The following is a 2444-nucleotide window of genomic DNA, read 5'->3' on the forward strand; positions in this document are numbered from 1 at the left end:
ATAGTAGTTGGCAGTTAGCAATTGATTAAGGATTGTCAGAATCAGGATTTTTAGGATTAGGAACTGCCATGCGCAAACTAAAAGTTTACGCTACAATCAGAAACCTTTTATCGAACTTACGTTATATCCCATTTGATACAATTTGCTCCGAAACACTAAAGCGTGATATACTTTAATCTGGAAATACTTCAAATGAATCCTCGAAAGGAAACAATCTCTGTCTCTATGAATATCAAATCTCACACCTACGCAGCTTTAATAACGCTCACTATCGCAATATGTCTCGCAACCGGCTGTGAAAAAATCCCGACACAGGTTATTACCGCAGAGCCTGCAGACAAAATCGCAGTCGCTACTCTCACACACACAGACGGAAGCGGTATCACTGGCACTGCTACCTTCACGGAAGTAGACGCAGGGATCCACGTCGTCATCGAAGTCCAGAACGCTACCGCGGGTCTACACGCAATGCATCTGCATACCGGCAGCTGCGGCGATATTGGACCGCATTGGCATCCGATGGGAGTTCCAGCGGGTACACCGGGTATACCCGTTGTTCAAGCGACACTCGATACACCTCCCATCGGTATAGGCGAAATCGGAAACATCTCGGTCAGCGAAGATGGCACCGGAACACTTGAATTTACAACACCGTTTTGGTCCCTGGGTGGAGATCCGAACACCGACATCCTCGGTAAACTGCTGCTGATTCACGAAACCGGCGATACCTTCCTAACGAATCCGCACCATGCACACACGATGAGCATGCAAATGGATATGAACATGGACACCCAGACGGTAGAGCCACATGAGCACCTACCGGGAACACCGCCACATTCTCATGCCAACACATCAGCAATAGTGCCACCAATTCAGCCGGGCGGGGGGGCCAGAATCGGTTGTGGGAGGATAGTGTTGATGGAATAAATTTTTCGACAGTTCGGGACAGCTGAAAATTGCACAACCTTACTGAGCCTCATCTCCTTCTTCTAACGTATCGGTGCGTTCATAACTACACTTTTTTGAAACTTAAAAGATAGATTTTCGTCAATTTTAAAAAAAGCTAAACTTTTTTCGCTCTGGCGTATATAATTAATTAAACGTCTTTTTAACTGATCCTCTGAAACTACCCAACCATCTTAAGGGGGTGTCTCATGAGAGAAGATCGCCATCCGGGGAACCGAGGTCAATGTCCGTTTTATGTTGATCCCGACGACCTCCTGACCGCAGAGGCATCGATCTGTAAATGTGTAACTTGTGCGACGCGGGGCGACGCGGGTCTCCAAGCCTGCCGCGATGATTTCCGGCAACTGGCATATTTGACGATACTCGAAGAAACCCCGAAGTACGATCCGACACATCCGAGCCAAGCGAGTTTTATCACATTCATAAAATCCCGAGTCTGTCACAGGCTCTGGTCTCAACGCCGTCAGGAACTGAGGTATCTGCCCTGCTCACTTGTTGAATCTGTGACATCTGAGTTCTCCGACGACGTGCCTACTGCCTTGAACCCACTGGCGGCTGAACTTTATAACACCGCCGTTGCCGCGGAATCCTTGGAGGATGAAGTCATTGAAGAGGTTCATCTCGAACGATTCCGAGAACAACTTCCGGTAATGCTCAAGCGGCTCACCGAGCAGGAACAGGAAATCGTGCGGCTGAAATACTTTCAGGACTACACTGGTACGCAAATCGCCGAAGTCCTCGGTATCTCTAAAGGCAGAGTGAGCCAATTGATGAAAAGTCTTTTGGGAAAACTCAAATCCGTATACTTACGTCTTAAAGATGGATGCCCCGTCTGAAACCGACGCGCATCCATCATCGAAATCTAAAAACCGCTGAAAATAATCACGCACACCTACAAGGAGAACTATCATGACAACTCACATTCGTTTTCGAGATGGTGTCACAATCGTTGAACCGTCTGGGCAAATCGTCGGGACTAACGTCCCAGAGTTGCGGGCAATCATTTTGCCACACATCGCAGCAGACGATGAACCGCGCATCCTTATCAACTTCGAGCATGTCAAGCGGATGAGTTCTTCAGGACTCGGTGTACTCATGCAAGCCCGCTCACTTGCCAAGCACAAGAAAGGACGGATTGGGGTTATCCATGTCGGCAAGCACATCAAGAACCTGCTTGTATTGAGTCGATTATCCAGCCTCTTTGAGCATTTCGAGAGCGAGGCAGCTGCGATCGCGACGCTCTCAGAATGGCATCGAAACTTTAACACACGGCAAACGCATAGAAGGTTCGGCGTGAATTGAAATTTATCGCGTCTTTCAATATCCGATCCCTTTAGCAAAAAGTCGTCACTCCCAAACAAGTGCAGGACTTACGCAAAATTAAGTTGAGACATGTATCTTCGGACGATAAAGACCCGGACCCCCATAGGATCGGTGCGGTTAGAAACCGCACCTACCGGTGGAGTGCGTAAGTCCTA

Annotated in this window: 3 protein-coding genes; all 3 read left to right on the forward strand. The window is 48.2% G+C overall.

Annotated features, from left to right (window positions below; all coding sequences use genetic code 11):
* The first annotated feature begins 192 nt into the window (after positions 1-192).
* Entirely contained in the window at positions 193-927 is a 735-nt protein-coding gene (locus OXN25_11180) for a superoxide dismutase family protein (GenBank protein ID MDE0425423.1), read from the forward strand.
* A 227-nt stretch (positions 928-1154) separates the two neighbouring features.
* Positions 1155-1802: a sigma-70 family RNA polymerase sigma factor gene (locus OXN25_11185; protein ID MDE0425424.1), complete on the forward strand. Its 648-nt coding sequence runs from the start codon at positions 1155-1157 to the stop codon at positions 1800-1802.
* A gap of 73 nt (positions 1803-1875) precedes the next feature.
* Positions 1876-2268 carry an STAS domain-containing protein gene (locus OXN25_11190; protein MDE0425425.1) on the forward strand — a complete coding sequence of 131 codons (393 nt, stop codon included), beginning with the start codon at positions 1876-1878 and terminating at the stop codon, positions 2266-2268.
* Positions 2269-2444: the final 176 nt, after the last annotated feature.

The sequence above is a fragment of the Candidatus Poribacteria bacterium genome (genome assembly GCA_028820845.1).
Classification (GTDB): Bacteria; Poribacteria; WGA-4E; order WGA-4E; family WGA-3G; genus WGA-3G.